Source organism: Pseudomonas vanderleydeniana (assembly GCF_014268755.2).
Classification (GTDB): domain Bacteria; phylum Pseudomonadota; class Gammaproteobacteria; order Pseudomonadales; family Pseudomonadaceae; genus Aquipseudomonas; species Aquipseudomonas vanderleydeniana.
Map to the genome: position 1 here is coordinate 1,051,333 of NZ_CP077093.1, position 23,282 is coordinate 1,074,614.

General features: G+C 64.7%; 20 protein-coding genes. 10 read left to right on the forward strand and 10 right to left on the reverse strand.

The features are described from left to right. Positions 1 to 260: 260 nt before the first annotated feature. Complete coding sequence (gene miaB / locus HU752_RS04665) at positions 261 to 1,589, reverse strand: tRNA (N6-isopentenyl adenosine(37)-C2)-methylthiotransferase MiaB (protein ID WP_186682538.1); 1,329 nt, start codon at positions 1,587 to 1,589, stop codon at positions 261 to 263. Between the two features lie 136 nt (positions 1,590 to 1,725). Between miaB and HU752_RS04670 the strand changes: the two genes are divergently transcribed. After that, positions 1,726 to 2,052: a DUF1820 family protein gene (locus HU752_RS04670; RefSeq protein ID WP_054057101.1), complete on the forward strand. Its 327-nt coding sequence runs from the start codon at positions 1,726 to 1,728 to the stop codon at positions 2,050 to 2,052. 57 nt (positions 2,053 to 2,109) lie between these two features. On the opposite strand, the gene HU752_RS04675 is transcribed toward HU752_RS04670, so the two are convergent. From HU752_RS04675 to HU752_RS04690, 4 genes are all read right to left on the reverse strand, one after another. Then, positions 2,110 to 2,658 (reverse strand): tetratricopeptide repeat protein, encoded by a 549-nt coding sequence (locus tag HU752_RS04675; RefSeq protein ID WP_186682540.1) that lies wholly within the window; start codon positions 2,656 to 2,658, stop codon positions 2,110 to 2,112. Positions 2,659 to 2,895: 237 nt separating this feature from the next. Continuing rightward, positions 2,896 to 4,179, reverse strand: coding sequence for a glutamate-1-semialdehyde 2,1-aminomutase (gene hemL / locus HU752_RS04680; RefSeq protein ID WP_186682541.1), 1,284 nt, complete (start codon positions 4,177 to 4,179; stop codon positions 2,896 to 2,898). An 18-nt stretch (positions 4,180 to 4,197) separates the two neighbouring features. Next, positions 4,198 to 4,821 (reverse strand): thiamine phosphate synthase, encoded by a 624-nt coding sequence (gene thiE, locus HU752_RS04685; protein WP_186682543.1) that lies wholly within the window; start codon positions 4,819 to 4,821, stop codon positions 4,198 to 4,200. Positions 4,822 to 4,853: 32 nt separating this feature from the next. Further along, positions 4,854 to 5,651, reverse strand: coding sequence for a hydroxymethylpyrimidine/phosphomethylpyrimidine kinase (locus HU752_RS04690; RefSeq protein ID WP_186682545.1), 798 nt, complete (start codon positions 5,649 to 5,651; stop codon positions 4,854 to 4,856). A 285-nt stretch (positions 5,652 to 5,936) separates the two neighbouring features. On the opposite strand from HU752_RS04690, the gene HU752_RS04695 reads away from it, so the two are divergent. From HU752_RS04695 to HU752_RS04710, 4 genes are all read left to right on the forward strand, one after another. Continuing rightward, a complete protein-coding gene (locus tag HU752_RS04695; RefSeq protein WP_186682547.1) occupies positions 5,937 to 8,303 on the forward strand; it encodes a hybrid sensor histidine kinase/response regulator in 2,367 nt (788 codons plus the stop codon). A 77-nt stretch (positions 8,304 to 8,380) separates the two neighbouring features. After that, positions 8,381 to 10,030, forward strand: a complete 1,650-nt coding sequence (locus tag HU752_RS04700) for an acyl-CoA dehydrogenase family protein (RefSeq protein WP_186682549.1) — start codon at positions 8,381 to 8,383, stop codon at positions 10,028 to 10,030. A gap of 172 nt (positions 10,031 to 10,202) precedes the next feature. After that, positions 10,203 to 11,666 (forward strand): AMP nucleosidase, encoded by a 1,464-nt coding sequence (gene amn / locus HU752_RS04705; RefSeq protein WP_186682551.1) that lies wholly within the window; start codon positions 10,203 to 10,205, stop codon positions 11,664 to 11,666. A gap of 283 nt (positions 11,667 to 11,949) precedes the next feature. After that, entirely contained in the window at positions 11,950 to 12,582 is a 633-nt protein-coding gene (locus HU752_RS04710) for a pseudouridine synthase (RefSeq protein WP_225920098.1), read from the forward strand. Here HU752_RS04710 and HU752_RS04715 read toward each other — a convergent pair. Beyond that, positions 12,577 to 12,786, reverse strand: coding sequence for a DUF2788 domain-containing protein (locus tag HU752_RS04715; RefSeq protein WP_017903158.1), 210 nt, complete (start codon positions 12,784 to 12,786; stop codon positions 12,577 to 12,579). The genes HU752_RS04710 and HU752_RS04715 overlap by 6 nt on opposite strands. A 327-nt stretch (positions 12,787 to 13,113) precedes the next feature. Continuing rightward, complete coding sequence (locus HU752_RS04720) at positions 13,114 to 13,593, reverse strand: Lrp/AsnC family transcriptional regulator (protein ID WP_010445083.1); 480 nt, start codon at positions 13,591 to 13,593, stop codon at positions 13,114 to 13,116. A 430-nt stretch (positions 13,594 to 14,023) separates the two neighbouring features. On the opposite strand from HU752_RS04720, the gene HU752_RS04725 reads away from it, so the two are divergent. Beyond that, positions 14,024 to 15,172: a DUF6515 family protein gene (locus HU752_RS04725; RefSeq protein ID WP_186682553.1), complete on the forward strand. Its 1,149-nt coding sequence runs from the start codon at positions 14,024 to 14,026 to the stop codon at positions 15,170 to 15,172. Here the strand turns inward: HU752_RS04725 and HU752_RS04730 are convergent, their stop codons facing one another. Both HU752_RS04730 and pmcY read right to left on the reverse strand, forming a co-directional pair. Further along, on the reverse strand, positions 15,173 to 16,063 hold the full coding sequence (locus HU752_RS04730; protein ID WP_186682555.1) for a cation diffusion facilitator family transporter: 891 nt from the start codon (positions 16,061 to 16,063) through the stop codon (positions 15,173 to 15,175). It abuts the gene before it with no gap. Between the two features lie 27 nt (positions 16,064 to 16,090). After that, on the reverse strand, positions 16,091 to 16,510 hold the full coding sequence (gene pmcY / locus HU752_RS04735) for a periplasmic Zn2+ metallochaperone PmcY (RefSeq protein ID WP_186682557.1): 420 nt from the start codon (positions 16,508 to 16,510) through the stop codon (positions 16,091 to 16,093). A 109-nt stretch (positions 16,511 to 16,619) separates the two neighbouring features. On the opposite strand from pmcY, the gene hrpB reads away from it, so the two are divergent. Next, positions 16,620 to 19,151: an ATP-dependent helicase HrpB gene (hrpB, locus tag HU752_RS04740; protein WP_186682559.1), complete on the forward strand. Its 2,532-nt coding sequence runs from the start codon at positions 16,620 to 16,622 to the stop codon at positions 19,149 to 19,151. 139 nt (positions 19,152 to 19,290) lie between these two features. Here the strand turns inward: hrpB and HU752_RS04745 are convergent, their stop codons facing one another. Further along, entirely contained in the window at positions 19,291 to 20,235 is a 945-nt protein-coding gene (locus HU752_RS04745; RefSeq protein ID WP_186682561.1) for a GlxA family transcriptional regulator, read from the reverse strand. Positions 20,236 to 20,344: 109 nt separating this feature from the next. Here HU752_RS04745 and HU752_RS04750 point away from each other — a divergent pair, with 109 nt between their 5' ends. The 3 genes from HU752_RS04750 to HU752_RS04760 all read left to right on the forward strand — a co-directional run bounded on the left by HU752_RS04750 (position 20,345) and on the right by HU752_RS04760 (position 23,267). Next, a complete protein-coding gene (locus HU752_RS04750) occupies positions 20,345 to 21,142 on the forward strand; it encodes an SDR family NAD(P)-dependent oxidoreductase (protein ID WP_186682563.1) in 798 nt (265 codons plus the stop codon). Positions 21,143 to 21,170: 28 nt separating this feature from the next. Continuing rightward, positions 21,171 to 21,935 (forward strand): SDR family oxidoreductase, encoded by a 765-nt coding sequence (locus HU752_RS04755; protein WP_186682565.1) that lies wholly within the window; start codon positions 21,171 to 21,173, stop codon positions 21,933 to 21,935. 195 nt (positions 21,936 to 22,130) lie between these two features. Continuing rightward, positions 22,131 to 23,267 carry an L-dopachrome tautomerase-related protein gene (locus HU752_RS04760; RefSeq protein ID WP_186682567.1) on the forward strand — a complete coding sequence of 379 codons (1,137 nt, stop codon included), beginning with the start codon at positions 22,131 to 22,133 and terminating at the stop codon, positions 23,265 to 23,267. Positions 23,268 to 23,282: the final 15 nt, after the last annotated feature.

The window sequence follows — 23,282 nt, forward strand, 5'->3', positions numbered from 1 at the left end:
TGAATTCAAGGATAACGCTAGCAGCCTGGGGACGAAAGCGCTTCTGTCTGACAGACGTCCCTTCTTCTTTACGGCGCCCACCCTCTGTGGCGAGTGGGCTTGCCGCAACGCCGCACCGCCGTGCTCGGCTGCAAGGCGGCCGTAAAGCCCGACTCCGCGTTTCGCCTGGCAGGTCGCGGTGACAGGTTTTGGGGGCGCTTTGCGCCCCAGCGCGGGCAAGCCCGCTCGCCACAGAGGGTGATTCAGCGGCATGCAGGCGTCTACTGCAACATCGAGCCACGCAGCGAGTGGGGCTGCGCGGAATCGATGTGGACGTCGACGAACTGGCCGATCAGTTGCGGATTGTCGCAGCGGAAGTTGACGATACGGTTATTCTCGGTGCGTCCCTGCAACTCGCCCGGGTCCTTTTTCGAGTAGTCGGTGACCAGGATGCGCTGGGTTGAACCGACCATTTGTCGGCTGATCTCGAAACCCTGCTGGTTCAGTCGATGCTGCAGTGCGTTCAGGCGCTCCTTCTTCAGCTCTTCCGGGGTGTCGTCCGGCAGGTCCGCCGCTGGTGTGCCCGGGCGCTGGCTGTAGACGAAGGAGTAGGAGAAGTCGAAACCGACGTCCTCGATCAGCTTCATGGTCTGCTGGAAGTCCTTCTCGGTCTCCCCGGGGAAACCGACGATGAAGTCCGAACTGATGCAGATGCCCGGCACGGCGGCGCGCAACTTGCGCAGCTTGGACTTGTATTCCAGTGCCGTGTGATTGCGTTTCATCGCCGCCAGGATCCGGTCCGATCCCGATTGCACCGGCAAGTGCAGGTGCTTGACCAGTTCCGGCACTTCGGCGTGGGCCTGGATCAGGCTGTCGGAGAACTCCAGCGGGTGCGAGGTGGTGTAGCGGATGCGCTCGATACCATCGACCGCCGCGACCACCCGGATCAGTTCCGCCAGGTCGGCCAGCCGGCCGTCATGGGTGGTGCCACGGTAGCCGTTGACGTTCTGCCCCAGCAGGGTCACTTCGCGCACGCCGTTCTCGGCCAGGTGGATGATCTCGGCGATCACGTCATCGAATGGCCGGCTGACCTCTTCACCGCGGGTGTAGGGCACCACGCAGAAGGTGCAGTACTTGCTGCAGCCTTCCATGACCGAAACGTAGGCGCTGGGCCCATCGATGCGCGGCTCGGGCAGGTGGTCGAACTTCTCGATCTCCGGGAACGAGATGTCCACCTGCGGCAGGCGGGTGGTACGGGCTGCATCGATCATTTCCGGCAGGCGGTGCAGGGTCTGCGGTCCGAAAACCACGTCGACATAGGGGGCGCGCTTGCGGATCGCGTCGCCTTCCTGGCTGGCGACGCAGCCGCCGACGGCGATCACCATGTCCGGATTGCCTTCCTTCAACTCGCGCCAGCGGCCCAGTTGGGAATAGACCCGGTCCTGGGCGCGTTCGCGGATCGAACAGGTGTTGAGCAGGATGACGTCCGCGTCTTCGGCGCGGGCGGTGACTTCCAGGGCCTGATGTTCGCCCAGCAGGTCGACCATGCGCGAGCTGTCGTACTCGTTCATCTGGCAACCGTGGGTTTCGATATAGAGCTTCTTGGCCATGGGCGGGGATCGTCAAGTGATTCAAAGAACCGCGCATTATAAGGTGCATCGCGGTCGCTTCCTAGCATTGCGCGTCCGGCGGCTATGCTATAGTTCGCGCCCTCTTTCCATAGCCCCGATGTGTTGTCCGCCCACCATGAGCAAACGTGAAACCCCGATCTACAAGGTGATTTTCCTCAACCAGGGCCAGGTGTTCGAAATGTACGCCAAGCAGATCTATCAGAGCGATCTGTGGGGGTTCCTGGAGGTCGAGGAGTTTGTCTTCGGCGAGCGCACGCAGTTGGTGGTCGACCCGGGTGAGGAAAAGCTCAAGGCGCAGTTCGAGGGCGTGGTGCGCAGCTTCGTGCCAATGCACTCGATCGTGCGGATCGACGAGGTCGAGCGCCTGGGCACGCCGAAGATCAGTGAGGCGCGGGGCATGGGCAACGTCACGCCGTTCCCGATGCCGATGCCGGAGAAATAACCCGGTAGCTGTGGGAGCGGGCTTGCCCGCGAAGAGGCCGGAACAGTTCCGGCAGAGTCAGGGCAACGGTGAGAAGGGTGTGCGCCCATCGGCGGTCTGCAGTTCCAGCAGGTACTTGCGGAAGATCTGGCCCAGTACCTGGGTCGCCATCTCCAGCTCCTCCCGCGGCATTTGCGCCGCGACTTCGTCAGCCGTGTCCAGCGCATCCTCGGCGCCATTGACCGCCGCCATCTTCAGCACGATGTAGGCCTGGACGTTGTTGGCCGGCACCCCTTCACCCTTGTAGAACATGATGCCGAGCTGGTACTGGGACTGGGCGTGGCCCTGCAGGGAAGCCAGTTCGAAGTTGCTCAGGGCCTTGTTCAGGTCGCGTGGGGCGTTCTTGCCGTCGTAGTAGAACTCGCCCAGCTCGTATTGCGCCTCCGCGTCGCCCCCCTTGGCCGCCTGTTCACAGGCGCTCAGGGCCTCGGCGAGATCCTGCGGCTGGGTATTGAGCGTGCAACGGCCCATTGCCGGGATCAACAACGAGTTACCGCCGGCTTGTGCCAGCAGGGGCTGAAGGAGCAACAGGCAGCCCAATGAAAGGGCGCGGCCGGTGCGGTTCATGGGAATCGACGTACCTCTGAAGGGCGGGCGTACCCGGCCAGGGGATGTGTATGGCGCGCATTATGAAATAAGCGGGGGCCACCTTACAAAGTCTTTACTCGTTTTTCTGCTGCGCGGGCGTTATATCGCCCGGTTTTGCCGGTCATGGAGGGGATGACGGGAAACCACACCAAAAGTTTAGGCGGGAAAGTCGACGCCGGTCGTGCCCGGCGTCGGCTCTGTCACGGCTTGCAGTGCTTACTTCAGGGCGGCGAAAGCCCGCTCGGCGGCATCCAGGGTCAGCTTCAGCTCGGTTTCGCCATGGGCGATCGAGGTGAAGCCGGCTTCGAAGGCGCTTGGTGCCAGGTACACGCCACCTTCGAGCATCAGGTGGAAGAAGCGCTTGAAGCGCTCGGCATCGCTGGCCATGACATCTTCGAAGGTGACGATGTCGTCGGCGCCGCTGAAGTACAGGCCGAACATGCCGCCGGCCTGGGTGGTGACGAACGGGATGCCGGCGGCATCGGCGCGCTGTTGCAGGCCGTCGAGCAGGCGCGTGGTGTAGTCGGTCAGCTCGGCATGGAAGCCCGGCCGGCTGATCAGGCGCAGGGTGGTCAGGCCGGCGGCCATCGCCAGCGGGTTGCCGGACAGGGTGCCGGCCTGGTAGACCGGGCCCAGCGGGGCGATGCGCGACATGATCTCGCGTTTGCCGCCGAAGCAGCCGACCGGCATGCCGCCGCCAATGATCTTGCCGAAGGTGCTCAAGTCCGGGGTCACGCCGTAGTGGGCCTGGGCGCCACCGAGGGCGACGCGGAAGCCGGTCATCACTTCGTCGAAAATCAGCACGACGCCGTGCTGGTCGCACAGGCTGCGCAGGCCTTCGAGGAAGCCGGGTGCCGGCGGTACGCAGTTCATGTTGCCGGCCACCGGCTCGACGATGATGCAGGCGACTTCCTGGCCGACTTCGCCAAGCATCTTCGCCACGGCATCGATGTCGTTGAACGGCAGGGTCAGGGTGTGTTTGGCGAACGCCGCCGGCACGCCGGCCGAACTTGGTACGCCCTGGGTCAGGGCGCCGGAGCCGGCCTTGACCAGCAGGCTGTCGGAGTGGCCGTGGTAGCAGCCTTCGAACTTGATGATGCTGTCGCGACCGGTGTAGCCACGGGCCAGGCGGATGGCGCTCATGGTCGCCTCGGTGCCGGAGCTGACCATGCGCACCATTTCCATCGACGGCACGATCGAGCAGACCAGGTCGGCCATCTCGGTTTCCATGGCGGTCGGCGCACCATAGGACAGGCCGTGTTCCAGTTGCCTGCGCACGGCATCGAGCACGTCCGGATGGCTGTGGCCGAGGATCATCGGGCCCCAGGAGCCCACGTAGTCGACATAGCGCTTGTCGTCTTCGTCGGTGACGTAGGCGCCTTCGGCGTGCTTGAAGAACAGCGGGGTGCCGCCGACGCTCTTGAACGCCCGAACAGGCGAGTTCACGCCACCGGGAATGTGTTTCTGGGCATTGGCAAACAGCGTTTCGGAACGAGACATGGTCGGGCTCTCAAAAAATCATGAAGTGAAGAGGGCATTGAAGGCGCGCGCGCGGCGCGTCACTTCCTGGGCGCTTTCGGCGCCGAACAGGCCATGGATCACCGCCAGCAGGTCGGCACCGTGGGCGACCAGCGGTGCGGCATTGTCCAGGGTGATGCCACCAATCACGCAGATCGGCAGGTGCAGCGCAGGGCGTGCCCGTTCGAGCAGGGCGATGTCGGCCGCCGGTGCACCGGGCTTGGTGTTGGAATTGAAGAAGCGGCCGAAGGCAACGTAGCTGGCACCCTCGCGGGCGGCCTGTTCGGCCAGTTCCAGCTGCGCATGGCAGGTGGCACCGATGATTGCCTGGCTGCCGAGCAGCGCCCGGGCCGGGGTCAGCGGGCCGTCGGTCTGGCCCAGGTGGACGCCCACCCCGAGGCGCGCGGCCAGCTCGGCGTCGTCGTTGATGATCAGCCGGGTCCGGTAGCGCTCGCAGAGCCTGAGCAACGCCTCGGCCTCGCGCAGGCGGCGGGCCTCGTCATTGCTCTTGTCACGGTACTGCAGCAGCGTCACGCCACCTTCCAGTGCGGCCTCGACATGGGTCAGGAACTTGCCGGCCAGCAACTGGCTGTCGGTGATGGCATACAGGCCACGTAGTTTCATCGGTTCGGCCTCAAGGTGTTACGGGTGGCGCATCACGAGCAGAAGTCCAGCGGCAGGCGGCGCGGTACGAATTGCCCCTTGCCCAGTTGTTCGGCGTCGCGCAGGGTGCGCCAGGTGTAGTCCAGGGCCGACTGTACGGCACTGACCAGTTGCTCGCCCTGGGCCAGGCGACCGGCGAGTGCGCTCGCCAGGGTGCAGCCCGAGCCATGGTAGCTGCCGGGCAGGCGCTGGCACTTGAAGGTCTGGCGGCTGCCGTCGCGACCGTACAGGCGGTTGTGGATTTCCTCTTCTTCGCCATGGCCGCCGGTGATCAGCAGGTACTGGCAGTACGGCAGGAGTTTTTCCGCGCATTCGTCGGCGCTGCCTTCGGGCAGTTCGGCCAGGATGCGTGCTTCAGGCAGGTTGGGGGTGGCGATCCTGGCCAGGGGCAACAGGCGCTCGCGCATGGCATAGCCGACTTCGTCCTTGCCCAGGCGACCGCCGCCGCCGGCGCGCAACACCGGGTCGCAGACCATTGGCAGGTGCGGGTGGGCCTGGAGCAGCTCGACCACGGTGTCGACCATTTCCAGGGAACCGAGCATACCCAGCTTGACCGCCGCGACTGTCGAATCGTTGAGTACCGCATTGGCCTGGGCCAACACCCACTCGCGATCGAGCACGCGGAAATCGCTGACATTCACCGTATCCTGCACGGTCAGCGCGGTGACAGCGGGAGCTGCATGACAGCCCTGGGCGAGCAGGGCTTCGATATCCGCCTGGAGGCCGGCACCGCCACTGGGGTCGTGTCCGGAAAGGCAGAGAACAACGGGACGAGAGCTGTAGGTATTCATGGGGCGCGAGCTTACCACCAATCGCTTTGTTCGGAATCGTCCACGCAACGTTGCGTTTTTGCCCTGAAGGTTTGTCCGATACGGCCGATAGCAGCTATCCATGAATGCGATTGAATCGCCGAAAAGCCCGTCCTAGAGCCATTAAATGAAAAATTTCAATGGTGTTTTTTAGCCATCAGTGGCTATGCTAGAGTGGATCCAAACGAATAACAGGCTATGCGGCATCACGTCGTCTCAAGGGAATGGAGGCTCCTGACGCGACCGGAATGGCCATGCTGGGGCTGTATGCGCTATTTGCTGATGATGTTGTTGAGCTGGCTGCCGCTGATGGCGAGCGCAGTCGAGTTTGATGAATCCACTCAGAGCCTGCCCCTGGGCCGGATCATGCAGGTGTTCGAAGACGTGAGCGGCCAAGCCGCTATCGCGGACATTGCCTCGCCTGCGATGGCCGGTCATTTCCGCCGGCACGACAAGGACACGCTCAATGCGGGCTACTCGCAATCGGCGTTCTGGCTCAAGGTCGACCTGACCTACAAACCGAAAGATCCCGGTGTACGGCGAACCTGGCTGCTGGAGCTGGCCTACCCGCCGATGGACCACATCGATCTCTACCTGCCGGACGCCAGCGGTGAGTACCGCCTCAGCCAGCGCACCGGCGATGAACTGCCCTTCGCCAGCCGACCGATCAGGCAGAACAACTACCTGTTCGAGCTGGACTTCGCGCCCAACGAAAGCAAGACCGTCTACCTGCGCCTGCAGACCGAAGGTTCGGTCCAGGCACCGCTGAGCCTCTGGTCGGCGCAGGCCTACCTGGAGGACCAGCCGGTACGCCTGTATGTGCTCGGGCTGATCTATGGCGTGCTGCTGGGGATGCTGGTCTACAACCTGTTCATCTACCTCAGCGTGCGCGACACCAGCTACCTCTACTACATCTTCTACATCGCCTCGTTCGGTTTCTACCAGTTGTCGGTCAACGGTGCGGCGGTGCAGTATTTCTGGCCGAACAACCCCTGGTGGGCCAACGCCGCGACGCCGTTCCTGATCGGCGCGGCGGGCTTCTTCGGTTGCCAGTTCGCCCGCAGTTTCCTCGACACGGCCGCGCACAGCCGCTGGCTGGACCGCGTGCTGTTGCTGTTGATGGCGTTCGGCGCGCTGGTCATGACGCTGTCGCTGATGAGCAGCTACGCGTTGGCCCTGCGCCTGGCAACGGCGCTGGCGCTGGCCTTCACCGTGACCATCTTCTTCGCCGGTGCCCGGGCCTGGTACCGTGGCCAGCGGGTGGCGCGCTATTTCCTCATCGCCTGGTCGGCGTTCCTGCTGGGCGGGTTGGTCAATACCCTGATGGTGCTGGGCTACCTGCCGAACATGTTCCTGACCATGTACGCCAGCCAGATCGGCTCGGCCCTGGAGGTCGGCCTGCTGTCGCTGGCCCTGGCCGACCGGATCAACGCCATGCGCGAGCAGCAGGCGCAGACGCTGCTGGAGTCCGGGCAGAAACTGGAAGTGCTGAACCAGGAACTGGCCAACAGCAACCGCCTGAAGGACGAGTTCCTGGCGACGGTCACCCACGAGCTGCGCACGCCGATGAACGGCGTGATCGGCTCGCTGGAGCTGATGCAGACCGTGGCATTGAACCCGGAACTGGAGCAGTACCAACAGACCGCCGCCGGTTCGGCGCGGGACATGATGCGCATGGTCAACGGCCTGCTCACCCTGACCGAATTGCAGGCTGGGCGCCTCAAGGTGTATCCGCAGGCGTTCAGCCTGCGCGAGATGCTCAAGGGCCTGCAGGAACAGTTCGCCGGCAATGTGCTGAACAAGGGGCTGCACTTCGCCGTCGAGGTGGCCGAGGAGCTGCCCGACAGCCTCCATGGCGATGCGACGAAAATCGTCCAGTGCCTGGAATGCCTGGTGGACAACGCGATCAAGTTCACCCGCGAAGGCGGGCTGGTATTGCGGGTGATCGGGCACGCGGCCGAGCCAGGGCAACTGACGCTGTCCTTTGCCGTGATCGACAGCGGTATCGGCTTCACACACCTGGACGAGGCCACGCTGTACCAGCGCTTCTTCCAGCTCGACGGTTCGATGACCCGCGAATACGGCGGCCTGGGCATTGGCCTGGCGATCTGTCGGCAGCTGGTCGGGTTGATGGGCGGACGCATGACCCACCAATCCGAGCCCGGAATGGGCAGCCGCTTCCAGATCGAGGTGGATCTGGAAGTGCGTGCTCCACGGATTGCCCGGCCGCTGTCGATGCCGCGCAAGCCGCAGGAGTGCACGGTACTGCTGGTGGACGGCAATGAGGTCAGCCAACTGGTGGTCAGGGGCATGCTGCTCAAGCTCGGCTACCGGGTGCTGACCGCCAACGAGCCACGGGCGGCCATCGACACCTTGCGGTTGGAAAGTGTCGACGCCTTGCTGCTCGACGGCGCGGCCGACCCGCAGGGCGGGGCGATCCTGTGCGAGCAGGTCCGCCGCTCGGCAATGCCGATCCTGGCGCTGACCGGCCTGGTCAACGGTGTGGAGCATGAACGCTGCCGGGCTGCTGGGGTCACCGACTACCTGCACAAACCGGTGCGTTTCGAGGAGTTGCAGGGGGTGCTGGCGCGCCGCCTGTTGAGTCCGGTAGAGGGTGAAAGCGCCGGTATTTAGGCGCGTATGCCACTTTTTTCCCCGGGTTGTGCGTGATTCACTGGACCTTCAGGTACTTCCTGCAGGAGCTTGTCCCGATGAATCTCCATCAGTACGCCGAAACCCACGAAGTCACCAACCAGCCACCGTCGCTCGATGGCGCCAACCTCTACCGGATCGACCTGCCGTTGCAGGAGTGGTCGCGGCGCCTTGGGGCCGGCTGGGCGCAGGCGCGGATCGACGCCTATGGCGCGTTGGCCGGCGGGCCGCTGATGGAGGCGGGGTTCCTGGCCAACCAGAACAAGCCGGTATTCGTCAGTCACGATCGCTACGGCCACCGGCAGGACCTCGTGGAGTTCCACCCGGCCTACCATGAGCTGATGCGTACCGCCATCGAGCACGGCCTGCCCTCGTTGCCCTGGACCGATCCGCAGGAGGGTGCACACGTGGCCCGCGCGGCGATGACCTACCTGCACAGCCAGGCCGAGGCCGGCACTGGTTGTCCGCTGACCATGACCTTCGCCTGCGTGCCGGCCTTGAAGTTGCAGGCGGATATCGCCGGGCAGTGGCTGCCGAGCATCCTCAGTACCCGGTACGATCCCCGCAATGTCGGTATCGCCCACAAGAGTGGTGCCACCATCGGCATGGCGATGACCGAGAAGCAGGGCGGCACCGACGTTCGAGCCAACACCACGCGGGCCTATCCGGTGGGCGCTGGTGGTCCCGGCCAGCCTTACGAGCTGGTGGGGCACAAGTGGTTCTGCTCGGCGCCCATGTGCGACGCCTTTCTGACCCTGGCCCAGACCGACAAGGGCCTGACCTGTTTCCTGTTACCCCGGCATCGCCCGGACGACAGTCGCAACCAGTTCTATATCCAGCGCCTGAAGAACAAGCTGGGCAATTGCTCCAACGCTTCGAGCGAGGTGGAGTTTCGTGGCGCCCTGGCCTGGATGATCGGCGAGGAAGGGCGTGGCGTGCCGACCATCATCGAGATGGTGGCGATGACCCGCTTCGATTGCATGGTCGGCTCCAGCGCCCTGATGCGCCAGGCCTTGACCCAGGCCAGTCACCACTGCGCGCACCGGCGGGTCGGCGGGCGCCTGCTCAGTGAGCAACCTTTGATGCAGAACGTGCTGGCGGACCTGGCGCTGGAGAGCGAAGCGGCCCTGGCCCTGAGCCTGCGCATGGGCCAGGCGCTGGATCGCCTGGGCGATGGGCACGAAGCCCGTTTCGCCCGGCTGGTCACGGCGGTGGGCAAGTACTGGATCTGCAAGCGGGCGCCGGCCATGATCAACGAGGCGGCCGAATGCATGGGCGGCGCCGGCTACGTGGAAGACAGCATCCTGCCACGGCTGTATCGCGAGGCGCCGGTGAACTCGACCTGGGAAGGCTCGGGGAACGTGCAGTGCCTGGATGTGCTGCGTTCGCTGTCGAAAGAGCCGGGCGTGCTCGAAGTGCTGTTCGACGAACTGGGTGATGGTCATGGCGACAAGCGCCTGGCCCGGCATATCGAGCAACTCAAGCAGGCCTTCGCCGACACCGGCGACATCCAGTATCGCGCCCGCCAATTGACCGAGGACATCGCCCTGGCCCTGCAGGCCAAGCTGCTGCTGGAAGCGGGTAACTCGGCGGTCAGCGACGGCTTCATCGCCGCTCGCCTCGGTGGTCGAGGCCTGGTCTACGGCACCTTGCCGTGTGGCGTGAATGTCGAGGCCATCGTTGCCCGTTCAACTCCCCAAGGCTTCTGATACTACAGGTAGGATGAACTGGGCGACGACTACTGCGGCGTCCCGACAAGCCCGCTCGCCACCGGTGTACGCCGGTCCACGAATCGCGAGGGAAACGAAAAGCCGATGTTTCCGTCTGACGATGTTGCAGGCAAGATGAGGGCCTGCAACATCAAAAGACAGGATACTCTCCGTGACCGAAGCTTTTATTGTCGTGCAATCCGCTGAACAGGCCGTCGACCGCCTGGCCGAACTCCACGAGCGTGCGACCAGCGCCCTGAGCCAGGCGCTCAAGCGCTACCTCAAGGATCGCATCGAGCCCGACGCCGAACAGCGTGCGCTGTTCCGCTACCCTGAATTGCGCCTGACCTACACCTACCAGGGTGAAGTGCCGACGATCACCCGCGCCTATGCCAAGGTCCAGTTGCCCGGTACCTACAGCGCCACCGTCACCCACCCCCGTGCCTTCCGCAAATACCTGCTGGAACAGCTGGTGCCGTTGATGCGTGATTTCACCGTGACGGTGGAAGTCGGTGTCAGCGAGCAGAACATCCCCTATCCCTACGTGGTCGAGCAGGGCGATGAGCTGGCCGGCTCCGGCGTGACCGCCGCAGCCCTGGCGCGAGTGTTCCCGAGCACCGACCTGTCTGCCGCCACCGACGATATCGCCGACGGCCTGCACGACTGGGAGAGCGCCGAACCCCTGCCGCTGGGCCTGTTCGACGCGGCCCGGGTCGACTTCTCCCTGCGTCGCCTGGTGCACTACACCGGCAGCGACTGGCGCCATGTGCAGCCGTGGATCCTGCTGACCAACTATCACCGCTACGTTGACCAGTTCATCCTCCATGGCCTGGAACAACTGCGTGACGACCCGCGTTTCGTGCGCATGGTGCTGCCGGGCAACGTGATCATCGACAAGGGCCTGGACTATGCCGAGGCCCAGGCCGTGGCTGCCGCCGTGGTCTGGCATCGCTACCAGATGCCGGCCTACCACCTGCAGGCGGCCGATGGCCACGGCGTGACCCTGGTCAACATCGGCGTCGGCCCGTCCAACGCCAAGAACATCACCGACCACCTGGCGGTGCTGCGTCCGCATTGCTGGCTGATGATCGGCCACTGCGGCGGTCTGCGCCAATCCCAGACCATTGGCGACTACGTGCTGGCCCACGCCTACATGCGCCGCGACGGCATTCTCGACCGCGTGGTACCACCGAACATCCCGATCCCGGCTCTGGCCGAAGTACAACTGGCGCTGCAGGAAGCGGCGGCCAATGTCACCGGCGACAAGGGCGACGACCTGAAGAAGCGCCTGCGTACCGGTACCGTGCTGACCTACGACGACCGCAACTGGGAACTGCGCTGGGCCCAGGAGCGGCCGCTGATCAACCTGTCGCGTGCCGTGGCCGTGGACATGGAAAGCGGCACCATCGCCGCCCAGGGCTATCGCCTGCGCGTGCCCTACGGCACCTTGCTCTGTGTCTCGGACAAGCCGCTGCACAGCGAGATCAAGCTGCCGGGTTCGGCGAACGCGTTCTATGAGCGTGCGGTCAGCCAGCACCTGAAGATCGGCATCGCTGCCGTGGACCTGCTGCGCACCGAGCTGCATTCGCTGCACTCGCGCAAACTGCGCAGTTTCGACGAGCCGCCGTTCCGCTGATATCGATGGTGTGGGCGGCCGCGGAGTCTTGTGTCGCTCATGTTGACGCTTTCGCGGGCAAGCCCGGCTCCTACAGTACCGCGTTGTGATCGTTCCCACGCTCTGCGTGGGAATGCCTCTCTGGACGCTCGGCGTCCGCTTTTGTGACGCATGGCGTCACGGGCTGCGTTCCCACGCGGCGCGTGGGAACGATCATCAAGTCCTGTCTGGGCCCTCGCCTGTGGAATTAATGCGCCATACGCCCTAGCATGACGACTCCCGATTCTCAGATGTCCATTTCACCATGTCTCGTCCCCCCCGCCCCATCGCCCGCCGTTCAGCGGCGAAAAGTCCCGTTGCTCCCCGTCGTGTCGCCAAGGCGCCGCCGAGCGAGCCCAGGCTGATCCTGTTCAACAAGCCGTTCGACGTGTTGACCCAGTTCAGCGACGGTGAAGGCCGGGCGACGCTCAAGGACTTCATCGATGTGGCTGGCGTCTACCCGGCCGGGCGCCTGGATCGCGACAGTGAAGGCCTGCTGCTGTTGACCAACGACGGTCAGCTCCAGGCGCGCATTGCCGACCCCAGGCACAAGCTGGCGAAAACCTACTGGGTGCAGGTCGAGGGCATTCCCACGGCGGAGCAGATCGAGCGCCTGTGCAAGGGCGTCGAGTTGAACGATGGCATGACCCTGCCGGCCCAGGCCCGTGCCCTGGAAGAACCGCAGCTCTGGCCGCGCAATCCGCCGGTGCGCTTTCGCCAGAGCATTCCCACCAGCTGGCTGGAACTGATCATCCGTGAAGGCCGCAACCGGCAGGTACGCCGGATGACGGCAGCCGTGGGCCTGCCGACCTTGCGTCTGGTGCGGGTGCGGATTGGTGACTGGACACTCGACGGGCTCGACCAGGGCCAGTGGAAGGAAGTCCCGGCGCGGTTATAGCGAGCCGGACTCGATCAGGCCGATCACCACGCTCTTGATCACGAACGCGGCCACGCCCAGGCCCAGCACGAAGAACAGGATCAGCGTACCGAAGCGTCCGGCCTTGGACTTCTTCGCCAGGTCCCAGACGATGAAACCCATGAAAATGATCAGGATGCTGACCAGGCCGGTCATCATCCACTCTTCGAAAACGGCAGGATCCATCGGGACTCTCCAGCACGAGCGGGGTAAAAAGCCCGCCGAGTATACGCCAGCGAAGAATCGGCCGGCATTGACCTGCGTCGGTTTGCCTCAGCCCTGGTCCGCTGGCTCTTGCTGAACTTGCTCTCCATCCTGTGGGAGCGGGCTTGCCCGCGATCGGCTGCACAGTAGCCGCAAAACCTGAGCACGCGTTCCATCTGGCACACCGAGTGAACCGAATCACGGCCGCTGCGCGCCCGATCGCGGGCAAGCCACGCTCCCACAGGGGTAAGAATCACGGCCGCTGCGTACCGATTCAGCATCCCGGCAAAGGTAAGGCGTGGTGTCAGGTCAGCTGCGCAGGTGATTGAGCGGCAATTCGGTGCTGTTGAGCACCTGGTTGAGCACGAAGCTGGAACGCACGCTGGTCACGCCTTCGATACGGGTCAGGTGTCCCAGCAGCAGCTTCTGGTAGTGATCCATGTCGGCCACCACCACTTTCAACTGGTAGTCGGCATCCATCCCGGTCACCAGGCTGCACTCCAGCACCTGCGGCAAGCTGCGGATCGCCGCCTCGAAGTTCTCGAAACGTTCCGGCGTGTGCCGGTCCATGCCGATCAGCACGTAGGCGGTCAGGCTCAGGCCGAGCTTCTTGCGGTCCAGCAGCGCGACCTGGCGTGATATGTAGCCGTCGTCTTCCAGCTGCTTGACCCGTCGCGAACAGGGCGAGGGCGACAGCCCGATGCGCTCGGCCAGCTCCTGGTTGGAGATGCGGGCGTCACGTTGCAATTCCGCCAGGATGCTCAGGTCATATCGGTCGAGTTTGCTCATCGTTCAGGCCTTTATCATAACTATTGCGCTGAATTATCCATCTGAAGCGAATTATTGCGCAAGTCATGTTTATTCGAGCAATGTTCGCAATCGCCTGCCGCCGTGCCCGGCCTATTCTTATCACCAGAATCACTGCAACACGAATCACTGCCCGGACATAGAGTCCACAGCGGCCCGCCGAATCAGGCGCTCCGCGGCCGGCAATCCCACAGGGTTGTGCAGGCCCCCGGGCTACACGCTGTCCAGAAGACGGTGTGAGGTGAGCCGGCGTCAAAAGCGTCGAGCACGGACGAAATTCCCCAAAGGGAGGCTGACGAGCCTCCCTTTTTTATTGGGCGTAAAATAAGTCTGGTGACTGATAATGTATTGCAGAACCGGCATCCGCTTTCCCAGTCTTATGGTTATGCCCTGAACCGCAGTGAGGAACCGAATGAAATCGCGCATCTGGCATTTGGCAGGTGTTGGCTTGCTCTGTATGAGTGTTGGTGCGCAAGCACTGGCTGAAGATCGGGGTGAAGAGAACCAGCAGCATCCCCACCCCAACGGTGGGCAGCGTGGGCCCGAAGGGCGCCCGGGTGGGCATGAGGAGCGGCCGGCGAACAATCAGCCGCGTCCGGAGGCCATCCAGCCACGCCCGCAGGCTCCCCAGCCACGTCCCCAGGCGCCGGAGGTTCGACCGCAGGCTCGTCCGGAGATGAACCAGTTCCGCCAGGAAAACAATCAGCCACGGCCGGAGAACAACCAGCACTTCGAGCGTCGCGAGCAGAACTTCGGTGGCCAGTGGCAGGGCCGTCCACCACAGAATGATCCGAACCAGCAAAGCCGCCCGGCGCCGCAGCCGCAGAACAACCTGCCGATCCAGAGCCGGCCCGACACCGTGCGCCAGACCCAGGAGCCGATGCGCGGCAACTACTCGGACATTCCAAGGCGCAATGGCTACAACCCCGGCTGGCAGGCCGGTGGCAACTATGGTCGTCCGGGTGGCAACTTCGATCACCCCAACGACCATCGCTGGCCGGGACGTCCCTCCGGTCACGGTAATGGCTGGGGCCCGGGGCCGCAGTATCGTCCAGGCTATGTGATCGATCGTTTCCCCGACCGTAACTGGCGGGTGCCGTACCGTGGGCAGGACTACTTCTTCTCCGGCGGCTACTGGTATCGCCCGCAGGGGCCGCGTTACGTGGTGGTCGCACCACCGCGTGGAATCCGCATCAATTACCTGCCCGATTACGCGCGGGAAGTCTGGGTCGGCAGCACGCTGTTCTTCCTTGCGGCCGGGGCCTACTACCTCTATCAGGAAGATACCCAGGACTACGTGGTGGTCGACCCGCCCGCCGCCGCGCCACAGGTGGCGCCAGCGCCTTCGGGCAATGGCTATGACGTGACGGCCTACCCGGCCAACGGCCAGAGTCCGGAGCAGGTGCAGCAGGATGGCGAGGATTGCTATCGCTGGGCCGTGCAGCAGAGTGGCTTCGATCCGGCCAACGTCACCTACGCACCCGACCCGGCGGTGGTACAGACCTACCGCCAGGCCGAGGGCAACTGCCTGAGCAGTCGCGGCTACCAGGTCAGTTACTGATCAGTCGCGGCGTTTCACCACTTCCCGAGGGTCGGCGTGCACCAGCACTTCGGCCTTCGGGTAGACGGCACTGATCGCATCGGCGGCCTGGTCACTCAGGCCGTGGGCCACCGACAGCGTCAGCTCTCCCGGCAGCTCCAGGTGCAACTGCACGAACCAGTGGTTGCCCGACACCCGCGTCCGCAGATCATGGGCGCCCAGCACGCCCGGCACGCCCTTGGCGAGTTCCAGCATGTGCTGGCTGATCTGCGGCGACAGTTCCTCGTCCATCAGCACGGCAAAACTCTCGCGGCCGATCTGGATCGCACTCCACAGGATGTAGGCCGAGATCCCCAGGCCGAACCAGGCATCCACCTGGGCAAAGCCGAGGCTGGCGAACACCAGGGCCAGCAGGATGCTGCCGTTGAGCATCATGTCCGAGCGGTAGTGCAGCGAGTCGGCACGCACGGCGGTGGAGCCGGTTGCGCGAATGACCCGGTGTTGCAGCACCAGCAGGGCGGCGGTGAGCACCAGCGACAGAATGATCACGCCGATGCTCAGCCAGGGCGCCCCTACCGGCTCTGGATGGCGGATCCGCTCGACCGCCTGCACCGCGATCAGGATCGCACTGCCGGCGATGAACAGCGCCTGGGCCATGCCCGACAGCGACTCGGCCTTGCCATGACCGTAGCGGTGGTCGTCATCCGCCGGACGTAGCGCATAGTGCACTGCCAGCAGGTTGAGGAACGAGGTCACGCCGTCGAGTGCCGAGTCGGTCAACCCGGCGAGCATGCTCACCGAGCCGCTCAGCCACCAGGCGATGGCCTTGGTGACGATCAGGATACTGGCGACCGCCACCGAGGCCCGGGTGGCCAGGCGCAGCAGGCGAGCGTGTTCGGGGCTGTTGCTCATGCAAGGCGGTCCTTGTGCGGGCGGGGATCAGGCGGAAGGACGCAGGCCATACATGGCCAACTGTTGCAGGCTGCCCTTGTGCTGGATCAGTCGCGGGTCGTTCAGCGGCAGGCTTTGGCCCAGTTCGGTCTGGATGATCGCCTGCAGTTTCTGGTTGTCGACCTGGCCATTGGTGCCGATGGATTCGTGGAGTTTTTCCGGGGCGATCTGCGCGGTGGTGCCGTTGGGCAGGTAGATGGCGCCAGTGGCGAAGTCGATGCCGAAAGCGATCAGCCCGGGGATGACGTAGAACAGGATGCCGATGGCATCGAGGCCGGCGACCAGCGGGTCGATCTTGCCTTCGATCTGGCCACGGCGGTCGGGGAAAAAGATCGAGCCACAGGCGGTCAACTGGGTCAGCAGGGTGGCAACCACGACGCCACCGATAACGCGCGAAGAAATACGCATGCAAGGATCTCCTGGAGGGAAAGGCCCACTATACAAGGGTCAACGAATAAGACCGTGATTAATGCAGCTCGGTTCGCCGTTATACTCGGCGGCCTGTTCTGGAGCCACCATGATTTCCTTGCCGATTGATGAAGTTTTGCCTGCACTGCGCCAGGCCCTGGGCGAACGCCACGAAACCGTGCTCGAAGCCCCGCCCGGCGCGGGCAAGACCACCCGGGTGCCGCTGGCGCTGCTGGACGAGCCGTGGCTGGCCGGGCAAACCATCCTGATGCTCGAACCGCGCCGTCTGGCTGCCCGGGCGGCGGCCGAACGGCTGGCGGAGGAGCTGGGGGAAAAGGTCGGCGAAACCGTGGGCTACCGCATTCGCCTGGAGAGCAAGGTCGGTCCCGGTACGCGGATCGAAGTGGTGACGGAAGGGATTCTCACCCGCCGCCTGCAGGATGACCCGGCGCTCGAGGGCGTCGGCCTGTTGATCTTCGACGAGTTCCACGAACGCAGCCTGGATGCCGACCTGGCCCTGGCCCTGAGCCTCAATGGTCGCGAGATGTTCCGGGACGAGCAACCGCTGAAGATCCTGCTGATGTCGGCGACCCTGGAGGGCGAGCGCCTGTCCAGCCTGCTGGGCGAGGCGCCGGTGGTGCGCAGCGAAGGCCGCATGTTCCCGGTGACGACCCGTTGGGGCCGGCCTTTCCAGCCTGGCGAATTCATTGAACCGCGAGTGGTGCAGACCGTGCTTGAGGCGGTCAACGACGAAAGTGGCAGCGTGCTGGTATTCCTGCCGGGACAGGCCGAGATCCGCCGTGTGCACCAGCAGTTGGAAGAGACCCTGGGCAGCCAGCCGCAGATCCTGCTCTGCCCACTGCATGGCGAACTGGACCTGGCCGCCCAGCGTGCAGCCATCGAGCCGGCTCCGCCAGGCAAGCGCAAGGTGGTGCTGGCGACCAACATCGCCGAGACCAGCCTGACCATCGATGGCGTGCGGGTGGTGATCGACGCCGGGCTGGCGCGGGTGCCGCGCTTCGACCCGGGCAGCGGCATGACCCGCCTGGACACCCAGCGCATCTCCCGCGCGAGCGCGACCCAGCGCGCCGGTCGGGCCGGGCGCCTGGAACCGGGGGTGTGCTATCGCCTGTGGTCCGAAGCCCAGCATGAACAACTGGCGGCTTACGGCAGCGCCGAAATTCTCCAGGCCGACCTGGCCGGGTTGGCCCTGCAACTGGCACGCTGGGGTGTGGCGGTCGAGCAACTGGTCTGGCTCGATGTGCCCCCGGCTGCGGCGTATGCACAGGCCCGCGATCTGCTCCAGCGCCTGGGTGCATTGGCCTGTAAGGCAGGCGAAGCCGCGACGCTGACCCGACATGGCAAGGCGATGGCCGAACTGCCTGCGCATCCGCGTATCGCCCACCTGCTGTTGCGTGGCCAGGCGCTGGGCCTGGCGAGCATGGCCTGCGATGTCGCGGCCCTGCTGGGTGAGCGCGATATCCAGCGCGGCGGTGGTGCCGACCTGCACAGTCGGCTGGCCTTGCTGGCAGGGGAGGAGCGGGTGGCTCGCGGCGGCCAGGGTGGCGTGCAACGAGCCCGGCAGTTGGCGCGGCAGTACCGGGGATACCTGCGTGGCAAGGCGAGCGAGCCGGTGGCTGATCCCGAACATTCGCGCTGGCTCGGCGCGCTGCTGGCGCTGGCCTATCCGGACCGGGTTGCCCAGCAGCGGCGCGCTGGCGGCGCGGAATATCGCCTGGCCAATGGCCGGGCGGCGATGTTCAGCGAAATCGACAGCCTGATGAAGCAGCCCTGGCTGGTGGTCGCCGACCTGGGCAGCCGCCAGGGCCAGCGCGAAGAGCGGATCTACCTGGCGGCCGAGTTCGACCCAGGCCTGTTCGACACGGTGCTGGCCGAGCAGGTGAGTGTCGTCGATCAACTGGACTGGGATGAGCGCGAGGGGGTGCTGCGCGCCGAACGCCAGCGCAAGGTCGGCGAACTGGTCCTGGGTCGCGAGCCGCTGACCGGGCTGGACGAGGCGGCGCGCAGCCAGGCGCTGGTCAACCTGGTGCGGCGCAAGGGACTGGAACTGCTGCCCTGGACCCCGGAGCTGCGCCAGTGGCAGGCGAGGGTGGCGCTGCTGCGTCAGCTCGACCTGGCGGACAAGGGCCAGAGCGAATGGCCGGACGTCAGCGATCCCGCGCTGCTGGCGAGCATGGAGCACTGGCTGGCGCCCTACCTGGGCCGGGTCTCGCGGCTCAGCCACTTCGCCAACCTGGAACTGGCCAACATTATCCACAACCTGCTGCCCTGGCCGTTGCCACAGCGCCTGGACGAACTCGCCCCGCATCACCTGAGCGTGCCGTCGGGCTCGTCGATCCGCCTGGACTACAGCGAGCAGCCGCCGATCCTGGCGGTACGCCTGCAGGAACTGTTCGGCCTGGCCGAGACGCCACGAATTGCCGGTGGCCGGCAGGTGGTCAAGCTGCACCTGCTGTCGCCGGCGCGGCGGCCGGTGCAGGTGACCCAGGACCTGGCGAACTTCTGGCGCAGCACCTACGCCGAAGTGAAGAAGGACCTCAAGGGCCGTTATCCCAAGCATTACTGGCCGGATGACCCGCTGGTGGCGGAAGCGACGGCGCGGGCCAAACCGCGTAAATAACCCCAACACCGCCCCACCCGTAGGAGCGTGGCTTGCCCGCGAAGAACGATGATGCGGTCTATCCGTCGAACCACGTTATCGTTCTTCGCGGGCAAGCCCTGCTCCTACAAGGGACGGGGAGGGGGTGGTGGGTGTCTGTTCAGCCTACCCGCCGGGCATCACGCCGCACCGCCTGTGGCGGGACGCCAAAGCCACGGATGAACACCTCCCGCATGTGGCGCCGGTCCCGGAAGCCGGTTTCCCGGGCCACCACGTCCAGGCTGTGGCGGCTCTGCTCGATCATCAATCGCGCCGCCTCCAGCCGTAGGCTCTCCACGGCCCTGGCCGGCGACTGCCCGGTCTCGGCGGTGAACACGCGGGTGAACTGTCGTGGACTCAGGTGCACCACATCGGCCAGTTCCTCGACGCTCAACGGCCGGCTCAGGTGTTGGCGGGCATAGTCCAGGGCGCTCTGAATCCGGTCCGACTTGGGTGACAGCGTCAGCAGTTCGGAGTGCTGCGACTGTCCGCCGGAGCGGCGCTGATGCATGACGAGGTGGTGGGCCACCGAGCGCGCAAGCTCCGCCCCCAGGTCCTTTTCCACCATCCCCAGGGTCATGTCCATTCCGGCTGTCATGCCGGCCGAGGTCCACACCGGCCCGTCGACGATGAAGATCCGATCGTCCTCGACCTCGATGTCCGGATAGTTCGCCTGCAGGGCCTGGGCATGGGCCCAGTGCGTGGTCGCGCGCCGATGGTCGAGCACGCCTGCGGCGGCCAGGATAAAGGTGCCCGTGCAGATCCCGGCCGCGCGCCGCGCGCTGTCGGCGAAGCCGCGCACACTGTCGAGCACGCCCGCGGGCGGCGGCGTCAGTGGTTCGAGGGTGCCGGCGACCATCCAGCTGTCGGCGAGGCCGGGCTTGCCCAGCGCCAGCGTGTCGATCTGCAGGCCCAGCGACGAGCGCACGCTGCCACCGGACAGGGAGAAGTTCTGGATCCTGTAGACCGGCTCCCCCGCGACCAGGTTGGCGAACTCGAAAACCGACTGGGTCGCCAGGGACATGACCTGGAAGCCTTCGGTCAGCAGATAGCCTACTCGGTGCATGGCAATGCTCCTCTGTTGATGTCCTGAAAAACTACCATATACGTCGTTTAAGACATAGCCGGTTTTCCGCATCATGGCTCCAGTCCCCCACACATGACGGAGCAGGAACATGACTCAGGAACACAAGGGCACCGCCCTTATCACTGGCGCCTCCACCGGAATCGGTTCGATCTATGCCGAGCGCCTGGCGCGCCGCGGCTATGACCTGGTACTGGTAGCCCGCAACCGTGACCGCCTCAACGCACTGGCCAGCCGTATCACCACTGACACCCAGCGCAATGTCGAAGTCTTCCCCGCGGACCTGGCCAATCCGCAGGACCTGGCCCGTGTCGAACGCAAGTTGCGCGAAGACGCCAGCATCACCCTGCTGGTGAACAACGCGGGCATCGGCACCCACACCAGCCTGCTGGAAAGCGATGTGGAACGGATGGCCGAGATGATCAGCCTCAACGTCACCGCACTGACCCGGCTGACCTACGCCGCGGTACCGGGCTTCATCGCCCGCCAGCAGGGCGCACTGATCAACATCTCGTCGATCGTCAGCCTGGCGCCGGAACTGCTCAACGGTGTGTACGGCGGCAGCAAGGCGTATGTCACCGCCTTCAGCCAGTCGCTGCACAAGGAACTGTCCGCGCAGGGCATCAAGGTCCAGGCCGTCCTGCCCGGTGCTACCGCGACCGACTTCTGGCAGATCGGCGGCCTGCCGGTGGAAAACCTCGACCCGGGCATTGTGATGTCGGCCGCCGACCTGGTCGACGGCGCCCTGCAGGACTTCGACCGGGAGGTGCTGGTTTCCATCCCTTCGCTGCATGACCTGCGACCGTTCGAACAGTACGAGGCCAGTCGGCAGGCGCTGTTCGGCCAGCTTTCCAGCAACCGCCTGGCACCGCGCTACAGCGCCAGCTGATTGCATTTCATTCAGAAGGACACAAATCATGAAACTCAGTGCAAACACCATCTTTATCACCGGCGGCACTTCGGGCATCGGCCGCGCCCTGGCCGAGGCGTTCCACCAACGCGGCAACCAGGTCATCATCGCCGGGCGCCGCCAGGCCCTGCTGGACGAGATCGCCCGGGCCAACCCGGGGATCGACACCATCCAGTTGGATATCAACGATCCGCAGCAGATCAAGGCGGTCGCCCGGGAGGTCATCCGCCGCCACCCGTCGCTGAACGTGGTGATCAACAATGCCGGCATCATGCCATTCGACAACGCCGGTTCCGGCGACCTGGATGACGAGCAGGCGGTCGGGCTGCTGCAGACCAACCTGCTCGGTCCGGTAAGGATCAGTGCGGCATTCGTCGAGCATCTCAAGCGCCAGCCCGACGCGTACATCATCAACAACAGCTCGATACTGGCCTACCTTCCGTTGGCGGCCACGGCGCTGTACTCGGCGACCAAGGCCGCTATCCACTCCTACTCGCTGTCGCAACGCTTCATGCTGCGTGACACCAGCGTCAAGGTGCTGGAAGTCGCGCCGCCGTGGGTGGATACCGACCTGATCCACAAGAGCGGCGATGAGCGCGCCATGCCGCTGGATGACTTCATCCGTGAAACCCTGGTCAAGCTTGAAACCGCGACCACCGAAGTGCTGGTGGATCGGGTTGTGCCGCTGCGCGCCAACCAGGGCCAGCACGAACATGAGCTGATCCACCAGTTCAACCTGTCGCTGGTCGACAACCCGATTCCTGTTGCCTGAGCTGGTGGGCACCTGCGGTGTTCCGGCAGGTGTCCCAGCATTTTCAATGAAACGTTGAAGGTCTTGTCCAAATCAGGCGGTTTTTTCGATTGAACGGCACGGATAGCCTGTCACCACTCCAGTTCTGTCGGTGCCAGCCTCTGATGAGGGGGCGGGGTTCCCGACAGCATCCACTCGAAGTTCAGGAAATCGAATATGAAAGCCCTCTTCAAGGTTGCAAGCCTCGCGCTGGCCATTTCCGCCAGCGCTTTCTCTTTCGCCGCCCCGGCCGCTCCCGAACAGGTCTACGCGTTCGACGGGGCCATGCCAACGGGGGTGACGGTGACGGAAACCGGAAGGATCTTCGTCAACTTCCCGCGCTGGGGTGACAACGTCGAGTTCACCGTGGCGGAGATCGTCAATGGCAAGCTGGTTGCCTACCCGAACCGGCCGATCAACACCGCAGACCTCAAGGATCCCGCAGCCGGCTTCATCAGTGTGCAGAGTGTGGTTGCCGATGGCCGTGGCCGGCTCTGGGTGCTCGACACCGCCGCTCCCGGGTTTTCCCAGCCCAGGGCCGGAGGCGCCAAGCTGGTCGCGATCGACCTGGCCTCCAACCAGGTGGTGAAGACGCTGGTGTTTCCCGCCAACGTCATCCTGCCGAGTACCTATGTGAACGATGTGCGCTTCGACTTCCGCGTCGGTCAGGCCGGCGTCGCCTACGTGACCGACTCTTCCGTCAGCGGACCCGGCGGGATCATCGTGGTCGACCTTGCCGATGGCAGCGCCAGTCGACGCCTGAGCGGCGCGAAATCCACTTCGGTCGACCCGTCCTTCGTCCCGATGATCGAGGGGAAGCCGGCACTGATCACCCGTGACGCCCAGGGTGGTACCAGCTTCCTCAAGGTCGCTTCCGATGGCATCGCCCTGTCGAGCGATGGGCAGACTCTGTACTTCTGCCCGCTGTCGAGCCGGCACCTCTACTCGATTTCCACTGCGCTGCTGCGTGACGCCAGCGTGAGTGAGGCCGAGTTGGAGAAGGCGGTCGTAGACCTGGGGGAAAAGGGCGCCTCGGATGGCCTTGAGGCGGACGCCAGCGGGTCGGTCTATGCCGGTGACTACGAGCATGACGCCATCCGCCAGCGTCTGCCCGACGGGCACTGGCGGACCATTGTTCAGGACCCCCGGGCGCAATGGCCGGACACCCTGTCGATCGGGCCGGACGGCTATCTCTACTTCACCGCCAACCAACTGCATCGCTCGCCGGGTTTCAATGATGGGCAGGACAAGCGGGAAAAACCCTACCGGCTGATGCGGGTGCGCATCGATGCCCAGCCGGCGGCGACGCACTGAAGTGGCTGAATGTCG